Source organism: Paenibacillus sp. 1_12 (genome assembly GCF_900114475.1).
GTDB lineage: Bacteria > Bacillota > Bacilli > Paenibacillales > NBRC-103111 > Paenibacillus_S.
The window spans coordinates 34,728-50,317 of record NZ_FOTE01000023.1 but is presented as its reverse complement, the minus strand read 5'-3'; the positions used below and the strand labels follow the sequence as shown (position 1 = coordinate 50,317).

The 15,590-nt window shown below is 46.5% G+C and carries 13 protein-coding genes; 1 reads left to right on the top strand and 12 read right to left on the bottom strand.

Going from position 1 to position 15,590, the window contains the following annotated elements:
- Positions 1-57: 57 nt before the first annotated feature.
- The 6 genes from BM210_RS29445 to BM210_RS29420 form a co-directional block, all read right to left on the bottom strand.
- Positions 58-1,587: an extracellular solute-binding protein gene (locus BM210_RS29445; RefSeq protein ID WP_091176075.1), complete on the bottom strand. Its 1,530-nt coding sequence runs from the start codon at positions 1,585-1,587 to the stop codon at positions 58-60.
- Positions 1,588-1,650: 63 nt separating this feature from the next.
- The gene (locus BM210_RS29440; protein WP_091176073.1) at positions 1,651-3,762 is read right to left on the bottom strand and encodes a beta-galactosidase; all 2,112 of its coding nucleotides are present in this window, start codon (positions 3,760-3,762) and stop codon (positions 1,651-1,653) included.
- Between the two features lie 51 nt (positions 3,763-3,813).
- The gene (locus tag BM210_RS29435; RefSeq protein WP_091176072.1) at positions 3,814-4,692 is read right to left on the bottom strand and encodes a carbohydrate ABC transporter permease; all 879 of its coding nucleotides are present in this window, start codon (positions 4,690-4,692) and stop codon (positions 3,814-3,816) included.
- Between the two features lie 29 nt (positions 4,693-4,721).
- Positions 4,722-5,681: an ABC transporter permease gene (locus BM210_RS29430; protein WP_091176070.1), complete on the bottom strand. Its 960-nt coding sequence runs from the start codon at positions 5,679-5,681 to the stop codon at positions 4,722-4,724.
- A 59-nt stretch (positions 5,682-5,740) separates the two neighbouring features.
- Positions 5,741-6,184: a Rieske (2Fe-2S) protein gene (locus BM210_RS29425; RefSeq protein WP_091176069.1), complete on the bottom strand. Its 444-nt coding sequence runs from the start codon at positions 6,182-6,184 to the stop codon at positions 5,741-5,743.
- 13 nt (positions 6,185-6,197) lie between these two features.
- Positions 6,198-7,265 (bottom strand): amidohydrolase family protein, encoded by a 1,068-nt coding sequence (locus BM210_RS29420; RefSeq protein ID WP_091176067.1) that lies wholly within the window; start codon positions 7,263-7,265, stop codon positions 6,198-6,200.
- Between the two features lie 711 nt (positions 7,266-7,976).
- Here BM210_RS29420 and BM210_RS29415 point away from each other — a divergent pair.
- Positions 7,977-8,621, top strand: a complete 645-nt coding sequence (locus BM210_RS29415) for a hypothetical protein (protein WP_091176066.1) — start codon at positions 7,977-7,979, stop codon at positions 8,619-8,621.
- A gap of 661 nt (positions 8,622-9,282) precedes the next feature.
- Here the strand turns inward: BM210_RS29415 and melA are convergent.
- Genes melA through BM210_RS29385 form a run of 6 tightly spaced genes read right to left on the bottom strand, consistent with a single transcriptional unit; the run spans position 9,283 to position 15,589 of the window.
- The gene (melA, locus tag BM210_RS29410) at positions 9,283-10,605 is read right to left on the bottom strand and encodes an alpha-galactosidase (RefSeq protein WP_091176064.1); all 1,323 of its coding nucleotides are present in this window, start codon (positions 10,603-10,605) and stop codon (positions 9,283-9,285) included.
- A gap of 55 nt (positions 10,606-10,660) precedes the next feature.
- Positions 10,661-11,443 (bottom strand): SDR family NAD(P)-dependent oxidoreductase, encoded by a 783-nt coding sequence (locus BM210_RS29405; protein WP_177238071.1) that lies wholly within the window; start codon positions 11,441-11,443, stop codon positions 10,661-10,663.
- The gene (locus tag BM210_RS29400; RefSeq protein WP_091176061.1) at positions 11,436-12,239 is read right to left on the bottom strand and encodes an SDR family NAD(P)-dependent oxidoreductase; all 804 of its coding nucleotides are present in this window, start codon (positions 12,237-12,239) and stop codon (positions 11,436-11,438) included. The genes BM210_RS29405 and BM210_RS29400 overlap by 8 nt, the downstream gene beginning before the upstream one ends.
- Positions 12,240-12,256: 17 nt before the next feature.
- Positions 12,257-13,288, bottom strand: a complete 1,032-nt coding sequence (locus BM210_RS29395) for a sugar phosphate isomerase/epimerase family protein (protein WP_218184987.1) — start codon at positions 13,286-13,288, stop codon at positions 12,257-12,259.
- The gene (locus BM210_RS29390) at positions 13,273-14,040 is read right to left on the bottom strand and encodes an SDR family NAD(P)-dependent oxidoreductase (RefSeq protein WP_091176059.1); all 768 of its coding nucleotides are present in this window, start codon (positions 14,038-14,040) and stop codon (positions 13,273-13,275) included. The genes BM210_RS29395 and BM210_RS29390 overlap by 16 nt, the downstream gene beginning before the upstream one ends.
- Before the next feature lie 46 nt (positions 14,041-14,086).
- Positions 14,087-15,589: a response regulator gene (locus BM210_RS29385; RefSeq protein WP_256224139.1), complete on the bottom strand. Its 1,503-nt coding sequence runs from the start codon at positions 15,587-15,589 to the stop codon at positions 14,087-14,089.
- Between the last annotated feature and the right edge of the window lies 1 nt (position 15,590).

The window sequence follows — 15,590 nt, the reverse complement described above, 5'->3', positions numbered from 1 at the left end:
TCATCAACATAAACAGGTGAGGCCAGAGCCTCACCCTATGCCTAACATGTTCGATTATTACTTATTAAATTCCTTCTCTGCTTCGGCAAATTCTTGAAACGCTTTCTTCAATTCAGGCGTCTTGCGCAGCTTCTCTACGTAGGTCTTAAATTCATCCACAGAAATTTGACCTACTATGGCTTTAGTTTGCATCGTTTTAAATTCACTATCATATTTAGGCCACACGGATGTCCATGTCGCGGAAGTAAGCCAGCTGAACGGATTTTTCGCGCCAATTTTCTCGTAGACTTCAACCTCCTTTTTCTTGGCATCGTTATAAGCTTTAGGAGCGGACGGATTATTCACCTTCACCCACTTATCAAAGGATAACGCCAACGGCTGCAAGCTGGTCACATTGACCTCTTTGGTTCCCTGCTCAGTCAGCATCGGCTGTCCGTCAACCATCTTATAGTGAACATCCAGAATTCCCTGATAAGCAAACGCCATAACCTCAGGCGAAGCTGTTGTTTCAAAATATTTTAATAACTGTTTGACCTTCTCTTCCGGCACCTTTTTGGAAATATAGAATGCGGCATTAATCGGTACGCCTAATAATATGTTCGGACCTTTAGGTCCCTGCAACTGCAGACTGACGACTTCAGCACCCTTTTGCACTTTTTTAATTTCCTGCTCCATACTCCAGTCGCGCCATGTATTGCGTCCGTAAGATACAGCACGGCCTGTATTGTATAATTCCTCAGCCTGCGTCTTTTTCATAACCGAAAATTCCTGGGCCAATACGCCGTCCTTATACAGCTTGCTGAACCACTCGATCATGTCCACGTATTGAGGGGTGAGCGTGTGGTAGATTAAGCCCTTCTCCTCATCGTAAGTAGGGGTAAATCCGCCGAAAGCCGCTTCAAAGGGACCTGTCGCATCATCCACAATACCGCCGTGACCGATGAGCCCAAGTGTATCTTTTTTGCCGTTGCCGTCAGGATCACTTTCAATAATTTTCTTCATTACGGTGGCATATTCATCCAATGTTTTCGGGAGTGGTAGGCCCAATTTATCGGACCAATCCTTGCGGAATTTCAGACTCAAATCGATCTCGGAGCGCATGCGGGGGATACCCCATATTTTCCCGTCAATCCTCGCTAGCTTAAATACTCCTAAATCCGCATTTTTTTTAAGATTCGGATAATCCTTGAAATCGCCTAGCAGCGGCGTCAAATCCCAGAAAGCTCCCTGTTTGATAGCGGTTGCAAGCGTTGGACGGCTAATATTATTGCCGACAATGACCTCAGGGATATCACCGGAGGCGAGCACCAAATCAAATTTGGTATCGTAATCACCTGAAGGCGCCCATTGAATATCGAGCTTGGAATGGGTCATTTTTTGCAGCTCGGTCCAATATTGGTTTTTCATATCAGGTACTTCTTCATATAGCGGGGCCAGCATTTTGATGCTAATAGGCTCTTTGGACTCGCCCTTGGCGGGGTCTGCCGCCTTCGGCTCCCCTCCGCTGCATCCTGCCGCTGTGCTAGCCATCATTGACACAACAGCCCATAAAGCGATTGTTTTTTGTATGTTCCATTGTTTTTTCATTGGAGATCCTCCTCTTCTACGTTAAAATTTTTTTTAGTGCGCTGATGCGTCTCGTTCCTTCATCTATAGCTCTAAAATAATCACATCCTTGGCAGGCACCGTAATGTCGAGCCGACCGTCTGTCACACTGCCGCTATATTCCCCCCACAACACGTTCTTAACAGCTGCAGGACCAACTGCATCGGATAATTCAATAACCGAACTGACCGGTTCATGATACGGATTAATAATCCATGCATACTTGCCGGCGTCACCGCTTTGCAATCTTACCTGCAGGTGCGGGGAAGCTACCGTAACCTGCGGCTTTATTCCTGCCCATGCAAGCACATTCCGGAAAAAGCTGCGAGTACCCGGATCTTCGGTACGCTGATACGCTTCGGAAGGAAATGTACCGATTAGCAAAACTTTTCCATCCCCGTATGTATGCTCAATTACAGCCGCACTCCCGTCTGAGTAGGTTCCGCACACTTTGCCGGTAAGCGGCTTGTAGGATTGACGGAATAAGCCGCCACCAATTTCCCTGCCACCCCAATCAAACGTCAAAGTATGGGCAATATCCGGCATAAATTCGACTTCGTGCTGAATGGCGCCGAAAACTTGGTCTAGACCATAGTTAGGCTGGATGACTCCCACAGTTCCGCGGTCTCCAAAATAGGCTGGGCAGCCCTCCGAAATCAAGATTCCTCCGCGTTTTACCCAATCGGATAATTGCTCGGCTTGCTCAGCTTTCAGCATAATAGGGTACGGCAGGTATAAGGTTGAATATTCATCAATATGATCGATATGCACCCAATCCGCCTGGATATGGTTGTCAAAAAATCCACGGTAAGCTCCCTGCATACATTTGGTGTAAAACTTGCCTTCTCCTGCTTGCTGAATCAGATGATTAAATACCTGCGTTTCAGGAACGACTACAATGCCGATGTCGCCTTGAATCGGTTGGGCGCTCATCAGACCTGCTTGTTCCGGTTCATTGGTCCATCGGGCAATCGAGCTTGCCGTCTCTGAACGCGGATTCGGCAGCCCGTTCGTGTCATATAGGCCAAACGCACCGAACAGTGGACCGTCCAGCAGCGATCTCCAGCGCAAGTATAAAACACCGCGCGCTCCTCCGGCCAATGAGGTCATGTTCCATAGGCGGATATCTTCTGGCGTCGCTACCCGTCCGTCCTCCTTGGCACGGCCGATTACTTGAGGCTGCAGCCATAACGGTCCTCCCTGCATCTCGGCATGCCAGAAAGGCTTGCCTCTTGACGATGCCCTCAGCATATCAATGGCATGCGCCTGCTTCCACGGCTCGCTGCCTTTGCGTGCCGTTACCCAGGTCATGCCGTAGCTCTCGACCTTTGAGGCGGCGAGCCAATCGTCCGAGCCACCTGAGGCCATCGATTCGAAGCTCGCGGCAATCCCGTGAGCGGTGATCAGATTATCCTTGTCCAAGCTGCGGATCAAATCGATACGCCACTGCATGTGGCTATGGAAATTCTCTTTCTTGAACTGCAGCCAATCCATACATTCGGGAAATTGCGCGATTTGCTTCGGCGCCTGCACATCCTCCCAAGAAGCATAGGTAAACCGGTTCCATGCCTGATTCAGCTTCTTCAAGCTACCATACTTCAGCTCCAGCCACTCTCTGAATTTCGCTTGCGTCGCTGTAGAGTAACCGAGGCCGGGGCTGTAATTGCATTCGTTCCATACATCATACCCGTACATACCAGGGTGATCCTTATACCGGGTTACCAGCTCTCTTAAAAACCGTCCCGCATGCTCCTTAGCCTCTGCAAAGTCAAGACATAAGGCTCCTCCTGAGCCACCTGACGATCCACCAGTAGCGCTGCTGCCGTTCATCTCTCCGTATACCTTACTGCCGTCGGCATGTTCCTCCAGCAGATGGCTGTGAGTGCGGTACATCCATTGCGGAATGAACGTAATCATCTCAGCAATAATCGTCCGGAGCCCGTATTGAGCAGCCAGCTCCATATGCCGGTCATAATCCTCCCAGTCGTAGACGCCAGGAGCGGTTTCTATATTGCCCCACATGAACCAATGCCGGAATATGTTCATCCCGTCCTTGGCCGCTTGAGCGTAATCGCGTTCCCAGTCCTGTCTAGGGGGATTTGATTTGCGGAAATATACCGCTCCGTAAGCCACTTGCGGTTTGGATTGTCCTGCCATAATAGTATAACCTCCATTTTATCGGTTTCCTGTGTTTACAGGCTTTATTGCTTATCCCTTTACAGAGCCTAACAAAACCCCTTGCGCGAAATACTTTTGTAAAAACGGATAAACGATCAAAATCGGCGCCATCGACAGCATAATAGCCGCCATACGGATCGTTTCCTGCGGGACGATCCCCTGCTCGCTTGCTCCCGATGCCCCTACACCGTTGGAGTCGGAGTCAATGACAAGCGTTTTGACAAGAACCTGCAGCGTCCATTTTTTGGCATCGGACAAATAAATCAACGCGTTAAAATAAGTATTCCAATGGGCTACCGCGAAAAACATTGTAAAAGCGGCAATCGCAGGCATGGACAGCGGAATGACGATTCGGAGAAACACGCCCAAATCTGTACAGCCGTCGATTCGTGCCGAATCCTCCAGCTCCTTTGGCAGCGAATCCATAAAGCTTTTGACGACAATCAAGCTCCATGCGTTCGTCAAGCCCGGCCAAATGAGTGACCAATACGAATTCAACAATCCCAATTGCTTGACCAGCAAATAGCTGGGAACCAGACCTGCGCTGAATACAAGCGTAAACACAACAGCCCCCAGCATGACAGAACGTCCGGGAAGCCCCGTTTTGGTCAATCCGTAGGCCATGGTAAAGGTAAAGACCAAATTCAGGATCGTTCCTGCGACTGTAACGAATATCGTACTGTTCATAGCGTTAATAAAGCTGTTTGTAGATAAAATATACTTATAGGACGCCAGTGACCATTTTTCTGGAAATACATAGAACTGAAGTGGAATATATACCTTCGGATCGGTAAAAGACACGCTGAACACGTAGAAAAAGGGAAAGATGCAAATCAACGAAACCAACAGCAGCAGGAAATAATTCACGCAATCGCCAGACGTTAAACCTTTCCTTTGAACAAAACTCATTCTCTACCCTCCTCTCACTTATCCCTTGTTTAATAAATGCCTTCATGGCCCATTTTCTTAATGATAAAGTTGGAGCTCATCACCAGCACCAAACCAACCAGACCTTTAAACATGCCCACGGCTACCCCGACGCTGATTTGCCCGCGGACGATACCTTGATTAAACGCGTAGGTGTCAAAAACTTCGGCTACCGGTAAAACAAGTGAATTTTGCATAAGCAGCAGCTGCTCGAACCCGACATCTGCTATATGGCCCAGCCGTAATATGAGCAGAATGATAATGGTCGGCCGGATCGCTGGCAGCGTAATATGCCAGATCTGCCTCAACCGCGATGCACCGTCCACGACTGCAGCTTCATAACGTTGGGGATCGACGCCCGCCATGGCCGCGAGAAAAATGATCGTGCCCCAGCCCGCGTCCTTCCAAATGCCCTGCGCAGTAATTAATCCCCAGAAATAGTTTGGATTTGATAAGAAGGACACCGGCTTCATGCCGAACCCCATCATGATCTTATTGATGATGCCCACATCCGTCGAAAGCATAAAGAATGTCATGCTGGCTACTACTACCCAAGACAAAAAATGAGGCAAATAAATAATCGTCTGATTGATTCGTTTAAATGCTTCGTGCCGGATTTCATTCAGCATGAGTGCGAGCAAGATTGGCAGCGGAAAGGAAAACACCAGCCCAAAAATGTTGATTAGAAATGTATTGCGGGCCATGATATAAAAATATTCGCTGACAAACAACTCGCGGAAATGCTTAAAACCCACCCATTCACTGCCCCAAAACCCTTGAAACGGATTATAATCTTGAAATGATATGAGCAACCCCCACATGGGGCCAAATTTGAACAGGATAAAGTACAACATACCAGGCAGCGTCAGCAAATAAATGTATCGATATTTTATCAATTGCTGCCACAGTCCGAAGCCTCGGGGGGCACGGCTGTGAGCTATTGTTTTTTGATGAGGCAATGCTTCATGCATACCCGTCTCACTTCCTTACCGTCCTAATTGTTAGAGGTGTTTGATAGGAATCCTAGGTCTTACAAGTGAATAATGACCAAGTCGTCCTCCACAGTCACCGGATAGGTATCGATCATCGTTTCCTGTTCGGTCTGCATGCTAGCTGCAACCCTCCTAGGCTGCGACATAGCTTGATGCTCTACAATGACCTCATAGGTTTTCACCAAACATTTTTGAGGGTCGTATATGGACTTGCCATTTGTCAGATCGAACTCCCATCCATGCCAGGGGCAGGTTATGATTTCGCCTTCACGGCCATAGTTGTAATCTCCCGGCATGGTATGCATAGCCAACCCTGTTAATCGGCCTTGGCAGAGCGGAGCCCCTTGATGCGGACAGTTGTTGCGGATTGCATAATAAGTTCCTTTAACATTAAAGACACCGATTGAACGACTCTCCACTTGAACAATCTTTCTTGCGCCAGGGGGAATCTCACTCGTCGTACCCGCTATATGATTTGTCATTCGTTGTGCCTCCTCACAGCCCATAAAGCTCTCTGGCATTGTCTGTAAAAATTCGGTTGTAAAGTTCGACGGGTAGCTTAGGAAACGCCCTTGTCGGTGAGTCGAAGTCCCAATGCGGATAATCACTGGAAAACATCAGGATATTTTTGGCATCCATCATCTCCAATATTTGCAGCAAATACTGGTCATTATCCGGACGTTCGATTGGCTGCGATGTCACTCGAAGGTGGTCGCGCAAATATTCAGACGGCTTTTTGGTTAGCCATGGCACCTCGAATCGCAGTCCTTTGTATTCCGCATCCAAGCGCCATAAAAGTGTTGGTACCCAAGATACGCCACCTTCTACAAGCACAACCTTGAACTTGGGGAATTTCTCGAACACGCCTTCAGTAAGAAAGCTAACGAGATGCGCTTGAAAGCTTAATGACAAACAAGTATGCCATTCGATGTAGTGAGTTGGATAACCAGGTGACGGCTGTTCATTGATACCCATACCGTCCGTCCCAGGATGAATCGCAAAAGGAAACCCGTTGCGTTCGCACGCTTCATAGATGGGATAATATTGACGCTGTCCGAACGGCGCACGCGCCCCGGAATCCGTCATAACCTGCACGAAATGAGGGTGCCCGGCCCAACGGTCGATTTCTTTGGCAGCGGCCGCGGGATCTTGATGGGCAATGGTGATGGAACCCTTGAACACGCCGTCCTTGTTGTATTTCCCAAGCCATGTATCAGCCAGCCAGTCATTATAGGCCGCCGCTATAGCTGAAGCGTAATCGGGATCAGGCTGCATGTTACAGAAGGCCCGAGGCAGCAGGATTGCATGATCGATCCCATATTCATCAATGAGCTGCTTCCGTAAAAAGTCAGGATCTGTTCCTGTGCCTCCCCCTCCAGGCGGTTTTGCGTCCAAGCGTGATCCATGACCCGGGTTTTCGTAAAAGCCTCTGCCGCCCGGCTTGTAACGGTCTTTCCATGGCTGCGGCATATATTGTTTCAGCTCTTCTACATTTTTGGGATAAACATGAACATCACAATCGATAATCCCATGTTTTCGTTGCCCTTCATCAGTTTGGTTCATAGGTTGTTCCTCCCTTCAAATTGACTATCCGCTTGCAAACTTTAAGCTAGCATCATCTACAGCGGCATGCTATAGACACTTTTTGCACTTGGAAATAAGGCGAATTAAGACGGATCGATTAGAAAACGAAATAATTTGCACCTGTGACATAAAATGTCCTGATTAAATTATTAAGCCCGCAGATGCTATAAAGTGCACCCTTAAAAAGACATTGAAATAAACCCAAGACCTTTGGTAAGATTATCGAGCATTTAGGGATTGCAGACAGGCATCGATTAAAGGTGTAGCTCAGAATATACAAATAATTAGGGAGTTCGGCCTTCAGGATCAGCGTGGGCGCCGTGAAGAAACATCGATCAAGATCGTTATGTGGAAGATTAAAGCGGGAGAACATCCTGTAAAAAAGTATTAAAGAATCTGGATACAGGAGGTGCGAAGGGGAGATGCGAAGCGATTGCGAACGAGTCAGAGGGTACAATGTAACCGAATTGTGAAAGCAAGATCATGAAGTATTGATGATTCACAAAAGAGCAAGATACTTCAGTTGAATCCACCGTTCTAACTCTATCACCTCTATTAATTGTGCTAACGTTATTGCTCCAAAGTCCATGCGCTACCCAATAATTTCCATATGATATTAATAGATTAGTTCTTGGACATTTTAGTAAGTTTGAGACTAATCATAATATAAAATAAAAGGTGGAAATATTAATGAGCGACGATGATTGCAAGAAGAAATACAAAAAGTACAAAAAGAAATATGAGGATATCCTTAACAAACAGAAACAACAGCATCTTCAAGAACAAGCCCAAGAGCAAGTACAAGGTCTGATTGACACTGATACTATTTCCAATGTAGGTAATCCTATCATTAATATGAATGTGTCCGCTGGTGGAGCAAGAACTGCGACACCTTCAGCCTTTAGAGCTTTCAATTTCATCCAAAGCATACCTGTTACTACAGGCCCTGAAGTACAAGTATTATTCCCCGAAAAGGAATTTGATTTGAACAATGAATATGATCCAGCACTTGATGCATTTATTCCAAAATCTGACGGTATATACTCCATTATTGCAAGTATTTTCTTTGTTCCAAATGATTTTAATGTAGATCACTACCTAGGTATAAATATCATTGTGAACGATTTGGATACGCTCGGAGGTGATGATAATTTTCATGGTGGTGGATTCAATTTTGTAGGTAATGTGGTAAGTTGTTCAATTATTACTAAATTAAAAGCGGGAGATCGTATTACTGTTCGCGCTGGGGCTTCTGTTTCTGGAAATATCGAAGGCCCAAATATTTCTGAATTTTCCAGAAAAGATACCAGTTTTTCAGCAGCTAGATTGGCATAACTCGAAATAGTGGTTTCCCTGAGAGTTCATTTTATATCACAAAATTGGTCGGGGCGACTCGCAGTTGATGAAATTTTCCTACTGTTCACTTCACGTATAAGCGTGGACTTGCTGATCTCTGTCTTGGCGGACACTTACGTTACACGATTGACCTTATAACAGCCTTACAGCATGGTACACCTGCGTTTCTATGTAAGTCCTCGGCCTATCCTTTTTGAAACGAATCGAAGCAAAATAACCTCGTAATAATATCGCTTCCATTGAGACTGCTGCCTTTTCTGGAAAATTCAAAAGCACATCTTGTTAATCGTAAAGCATCCCAGCTCCTCCTCCCTTGGTTTTATTTTATACTCACATTTAAAAATTTTTCATGAAGTTCAATCCAATGAGAATGTTTGTTTTCATTAAACAGCGAGTTAGCTTAATCCTATCTTATCAATAAAATGAATGCCCCCACAACATTTTTTCTGTAATGGAGGCATCCGTTCTATGTCACGGTCTTGGCTTATTTACTTTTCTGCGAGGTCTATAAGTTTTAGTGGTACTAAGCTGAATAAAGCATCGTCAGACACATGTATTTGAGTAACAATTAGATGCTGCCTTTCCCCGATCTTTCCGAAAAATGCCGCTGGATATCGTTTAATCATTTGATGCCCAAGCATCAAGAAGAATGCTTAAATTGCGGAAGCCAATCCCTGTTAACGGCAAACATTTCGTCAACCATAGATTTAATCTCAGCCAAGCTAAGCACAGCAGACGTAAGCGGATCGAAACAAATGGCATGAAATATTTTACGTGGATCCCCGGTAAGAGCTCCTTCGACGGCCAACTCTTCGCATCTTGCGCTGATATTTACGAGCAAAGCCAACTGATCCGGCAGCGGGCCGATATGAATGGGACTGAATCCTTGTCTGGAAGCCAACACAGGCACCTCCACACATGCGCCTGACGGAACGTTGTCAATTAATCCTACGTTTCGAACGTTACCATTAAATTGAAATAAAGTGCCATCCCCAAAAACTGCATTAAAGATGTAGGACGCGTATTCATTACCCCGACTTAGATCGATCGGGCTATCGCGCCATTCGATCAACCTATTTTTCCAATCACTCCGCCTCTTCTCCACGTTCTTGATGGGAAGCGCATGTTCGCCCGGGTTCCAGCCTGTGCCATGGGTACAGTATTTCTCGATCAGATCGGGACGCTTGCGGAACCAGGCATTATACTCAGAATTGTGCCCGCTCGATTCAGTTACATAATAGTCCAAATGAAGAAACATTTCATTTCTGACCTGTTCCTCGTTATATATTTCCGGTTTATTAGAAATCGCTTCGCGAATTAAGGGTATGGCGTCTTTGCCATTCCACTTATATTCCAAATAGAAGGCCTGATGATTGATTCCAGCGCATTTATAAGTAATCTCCCCCATAGGGGCTCCGATCCATTTGGCCAGCATGGCGGCAGTCCCTTGTACGCTGTGGCATAAGCCAGTGACATTGACTTTCGTTTCACCTTGCATCGCCCTGCACAGCATAGCCATCGGATTGCTGTAGTTCAGAAATACGGCATCTGGACAATAGCGTTCGATATCCCGGCAAATATCCAGCATAACGGGAACTGTGCGCAGAAACCGGAAAATACCCGCTGGCCCCCGCGTATCGCCAATGTTAATGTCGACCCCATATTTTTTAGGAATCTCCATATCGGTCCTCCAGACAGGCAAATCGGCAACAAGAATCGTGCAGACAACACCGTTTGCATCGGTTAACGCCTGTGCTCTGTCCATTGTCGCTTCTACCTTGGCAGGGTAACTGCCTGCTGCAATAATGTTTTCCACTGCCTGCTTTGCATAGCCAAGACGTTCTTCATCAACGTCCATTAAAGTGATAGTACAATCCTCAAAAGCCGGGAACGTAAGCAGGTCCCGCACCAAATTTTTGGTGAACACAAGACTGCCCGCGCCTATAAAAGTAATTTTCGACATAAGAACAATCATCCTCCTTATACGATACGTATCCCTAAATCTGGATTATATAAGCTTATAAAGGCCGCCTTATGCTTAGTCCTCCATCTACCGCAAGCATCTGGCCTGTGATTTGATCAGCAAGATCGGAGGCTAGAAATACCGCGGTATTGGCTATATCCGTTCCGGTCTGCATTCTGCCGAGTGGAATCGATCGGATCGATGCCTGCATGTTCTCAATGCTTGTTCCAAGCGTTTCCCAACGAGCTGTCTCACCCTCCGATGCTACCCACCCTGGATGAATACAGTTTACCCGGATACGATGCTTGGATAGGGCATGAGCCAAGTTGCGAGTCAACGTGATCAAGCCCCCCTTGGAGACGGCATACGCCAGTGTATTATCTTCTCCTTTGGAGGAATGCAGCGATCCGATGTTAATAATAATTCCTTTTTCCCGTGCGATCATAAGTGGAGCGACAGCTTGACACATCAGATAAACACCCTTTAGGTTAATCCCTATCACAAGGTCCCACAAGGCTTCATCGGTACTTTGCAGGTCCCCTCTGGGGAAAATCCCCGCATTATTTACGAGCACATCGACACTGCCAAAATCTTCTTTAACAGACTGAATCATTCGCTTGATATCATCTGCTTTTGCAACATCGCATATATAATGCCTTACCTCATGCCCGTCTTTTCTCCATTGCTCTGCCATCGCTTCTCCTTGAATATCCACGTCAGCGATGGCAACCTTGGCGCCAAACGTCACAAATCTTGCTGCGATGGAGGCGCCTATGCCTTTGGAGCCGCCTGTAACGATTACCGTATTATTATATAATCCGGAGAATGGTTCATTCATTCGATATCGCCTCCGATTTTTCATAAGCGACTTGCGGCATTTGGATTGCCAGCTTGCCCCCGCTCACATCAATCATGGTTCCGGTTATGTAGTCCGCATAGTCAGAGGCTAGAAAACATATCAAATGTGCGACGTGATCCTTGGAGCCCCATCTTCTGAGAGTGAGCATATCCAATAATCGTTCCTGGTCTTCACCCGATCTTTCAGCGAAGTGATTCATATCTGTGGGAATCATGCCCGGAGCGTAGCAATTTACGGTAATATTCCATGGCCCCAGTTCGCCGGCCAACACTCTTGTGAACTGGCGTACCCCGGCTTTCGAAGCAGCATAGGCTGCACCGCCGTAACTCGGGATAATCGCTGCGAATGAAGCTGCGTTAATAATGCGTCCCGATTTTTGCTTTTTCATAACGGGACTTACTGCTTTGCACATCAAATAGGTTCCTTTCAAATTAATATCCATGTTGAGGTCCCACAGCTCTTCCTGCAAATCAACAACCGGTCCGCCTCCTGCAACGCCGGCATTATTAACCAATATATCCAAACGTCCATAGGTTTGAACTACCGATTCAACGACTTCCTGTATTCTTGTAAAGTCACGGACATCGCAAAGATATTGCGACCCTTGAAGTCCCAACTCATTAAACTCTTCTCTAATAGCTTCAATTGCAGCTCCATTAATATCCGTGATTACTGTAATTACGCCTTCTGAAGCCAACATGAGCGCAATTTCCCGACCGATGCCGCGACCGGCTCCTGTGACCAGAGCCACCTTACCTTTTAAATCAATGTGCATGAAAGCAACCCCTTTGATTAAAAGATTGTTATTACTTTAGCCTTATAATTTCGAATTAGTCCTTGCATATAGGCAATGCTGGCTAATAATTGATGATTTTCGTAAGCAATGATCAGATTCTCCGGTTCGTTCTTCTCATGCGGAGTTCGCCAATCCGCTGACGGTTTAGCATTCGCTTGAACAAACCGCAGCGTTGCTGCGAGCTGTGATGCAGGGCGTGTCGGATACTCGGGCCAGAAGTCGTCAGCCAACACCCGTGTATGGCGCGCTTCATGCGCTCCTACCTCGATAGATAGGGTCATATCTGGACAGCTTTGGGAGAACAGCTCCATCAGAGCGGGGAAATCTACCACCCCTTGACCTATGGGACATCTAACAAGACGATAACCCTCCTCAGACAGATATATCCAATAATCTTTCAAATGAACATGCTTCAGGTGGGGAAGTATTCTTTTCGCGAAATCAACGGGCTCCTCCGCTGTGGCAAGAGGATTTCCGGTGTCCAGTGTAATTCCGAAATGGGGAGAGTCGATTTGTTCGCACAGCCAGAGCAGTTCCTCCGATGCCACATCTTGATGGTTTTCCAGCGCCAGCGTGAGACCTCTTTGCTCGGCAGCAACCGTTGCTTTCGCTAAGCCTGACAGAACGTCCTGCATGAAGGATTGCCACCGCCCAACCATCGGTCGACGATCACCGCCATAACCTGCGCCTCCTACTACTGTACGAACGGTAGCTGCCCCCAGTCTTTCAGCCATATCCATAGCCATCTTCAGCTTATCGGGATCATAACCGCCAGACGCAACCGTGATGTAAAGCTGATGACTCGCTGCATATTGTGCAAGCGACGGAATATCTTCTCCTTCCAATACCGCCAGCGGCATCTCCACTCCTTCCAGGCCAGCTTCAACAGCATACGACATCAGTCGTTTAGCTGTTATTATTGGCTGTCCCGATTTAGGATGGATGCCCATCATATAGGTCGTACCGAATACAGAAAGCCCCACTTTCATCTGGATCATCCTTTCCTGAGATCTTATTTTGCTGTCCATCCTCCATCTATAAACATGGAGGCACCGGTCATAAAGCTGGAGGCGCCCGAAGCCATATAAATGACTGCTCCTGCTATTTCTTCGGGATTACCCCAACGGCCCAATGCGATGTTATCCAAGAAGAATTTGTTAACCTCCGTATTGTTCATGACAACAGCATTTAACTCCGTTGCCATCGGTCCGGGACAGAGGGCATTCACCGTTATGTTATAAGGAGCAAATTCCAGTGCAAGCACTTTAGTCAACTGCAGAAGCCCTCCTTTACTGGAGCAATAGGCGCTTCGCTCCGGGAGCGCAACACTTCCAAGCATAGAGGAAACGTTGATGACGCGCCCGTATCTCTGTTGTTTCATCTGTTTTGCTGCAGCTCTCGTACATAGGAACGGTGCCTTTAAATTCGTGTTTTGAACCTTATCCCACTCATCGTCCGCAAATTCCTCTATCGGTTTCCTAATATTAATTCCCGCGTTATTAATCAGTACATCGATACGTCCAAATTCATCGATTACCGATTGAACCATCGCATTGACTTGAACGGTATCCGTAACGTCCGCCATTAAGCCTAATGCCTTGTGTCCGCTGTATTCGGCGATTGCCTCTGCAGCTTCCAGCGCCTTGTTTCGATTACGGCTCGATACCGCTAATGTGGCGCCAGCCCCCGCGAGAGCTTTGGCCATCACCATTCCCAGCCCTTGCGCTCCTCCAGTGATCAGTGCTACTTGACCATCCAACTTGAATATATCCAAGCTCAAAGGATCACCCCTTCGTTCATTTTCATGGAATCCCTGTTAATTAAACTTAAGAATTGGACTGCAGCTGGTTTTTACGACAATCTGATGGGTAACTGCCAAATGCTTGTGTAAACACTTTAGTGAAATGCCTTGTGCTGTAATAACCGACCTGCTCCGCGACCTGCTTCACCTGAAGATTAGTGTTCATAAGCAGCTCTTTCGCCTTCATCATACGAATACGAGTCAAATATTTCACAAACATCATGCCGGTTTTCTTATGGAATAACGTGCTTAAATAATTTGCCGAGACGTTCAATTGCCCGGCAATTTGCCCGATACCAATATCGTCCATATAATGCTTTTCGATATATTGGATCACCTGTTTCACCAGATCAACCGAGGTTTCTTTTGAACACGTGCCCTGCAGCTTCTTTTCGCCATATTGCCTAAGCTCTCTAATCATTTCCACATCTGTTATTGCTTCCTGCAAAACGAGTCCCAGAGTACAACCCATAAATTTGCTTAATGAAGGTTGTTCTTTGTTCGCATTGAACCAATCCGACTTTTGCAGCAGAACTTCCAATTCATTAACTCCATTCTGATAGCTTAAATACATTCCGTCCTGGAGGTGATGTCCGATAGCGCATAACAATCGGGATGCTTCTACCTTATGAGGCGTTACAGCCTCTTTAATCAATTCCACATATTCAAGACTTTGACCGATACCACAAACAGATCGCAGATCTCCCCATTGCTGCAGCTGCTGGAGCCGTCTGTTCACCTCCTCAAACCCTTGGCATTCACCGGTTCGCAGTACGGATATCAGCATCTCCTCACTTCTGTAGCTATCATTTATAATTTGTTCCATTTCGCTGAAACAATCGTATATAGGCTGTTTCCCAGAGTGACCATTGCTCGTGTCCCAGGCGCCTACAGCAGCTAATTCCCCATTCGGCAGTGCCAACAAAGCCAAGTTCATACCATAAACAAGGTGCTTCTCCATACATGCATGAAGCTCCGTATAAAATTCTCGTTGGACATCAGCAACCCAACTGGCAGGCTGAGCAGTGTCTAAATAAAACGTCCAGCCTATAAACCTTCCTTGATAATATAAACTGTCCCGCGCTTCGTGTTTGAGTGAGGTGAGTCCATTGCATAAGGCAAATAAGCTGTTTTCAAATTGTTGATTCAGCAAGCAAATGTATTCTTTATTATCTTTATATACAAGCTGCAGTGTCTTTTCCAATTCGATAGGATCAACAGGCTTTAATAAATACTCAGAAACGCCCAGTTTCATTGCCTGCTGCGCATAAGCAAAGTCGGAATAGCCGCTTAATATTACCCATTTCGTCAGAGGGGAGATTATTTTGCCAAGTCGAATCGCATCTAACCCTTGCACCTTGGGCATGCGGATGTCTACGATAGCAATGTTGGGCTTATGCTCAGCAATTAATTCCAACAGTTCCTCACCGTTGGTCGCTTCACTGACAATTTGCCATGATGCCTCCATATCTTTTATCATACTGGATAAGCTGGCTCGTATTAGGCTTTCATCATCAGCAATGACCATC